Source organism: Photorhabdus cinerea, assembly GCF_011189575.1.
Taxonomy (GTDB): Bacteria; Pseudomonadota; Gammaproteobacteria; order Enterobacterales; family Enterobacteriaceae; genus Photorhabdus; species Photorhabdus cinerea.
In genome coordinates this window covers 1-654 of record NZ_PUJW01000132.1, presented here as the reverse complement: position 1 = coordinate 654, position 654 = coordinate 1, and the positions used below count along the sequence as shown (strand labels likewise).

The window sequence follows — 654 nt, the reverse complement described above, 5'->3', positions numbered from 1 at the left end:
GGGGCTTTTTATTATCTAGCGCATTCACACGCGCCTCTATTTCTAAACGCAGAGCCTTACAGAAAGCGAACCTGAGAAATCCGTTAATGGTATTTCTGCGGGCGGCATTTCTGTGTGAACAGGTTCGTCTTCTATAGGGTAAATACCATGACTCAATTAACAGTCAAAACACATTCATCTGTAACCGAAGCGCCAACAATGACCAGCCTTGAAATGGTTGATTACATTAATGCTGACAGGAAGGCCAAAGCAGAAGCGGAAGGATTGGCATTCCCTTGTAAGAAGTATAAGAAGCTGTCACACAAGAACTTCATGGTTAAAGTTCCCAAAGTTTTGGGAGATGAAGCATCGGCTAAATTTTTAGCCGAAGATGAATATAGCATTGCCAATGGAGCTACAGCGGTTCGTGATATTTACCGATTCCCCAAGCGTGAAGCCTGTTTGATGGCAATGAGCTACAGCTATGAGTTGCAAGCCCAGGTGCTCGATCACATGACAGAACTTGAGATGAAATCTGGATTTGGGTTTACCATCCAGCAACTGCAAGACATGCTTGTTCTGGCAAAAAGGGCGTCTGATGAAGATTCATCTGATGCAGGTCGCAGACTAAGAAAGCGACAAGATGACCTGGTTACTCTCAATAAAGCTGAAAGG

Annotated in this window: 1 protein-coding gene; it reads left to right on the top strand. The window is 44.2% G+C overall.

The window, feature by feature from the left end; translation table 11 throughout:
* Nucleotides 1-147 precede the first annotated feature (147 nt).
* Nucleotides 148-654: Rha family transcriptional regulator (locus C5469_RS22990; protein WP_242689582.1), on the top strand; the 507-nt coding region annotated here is incomplete at its 3' end.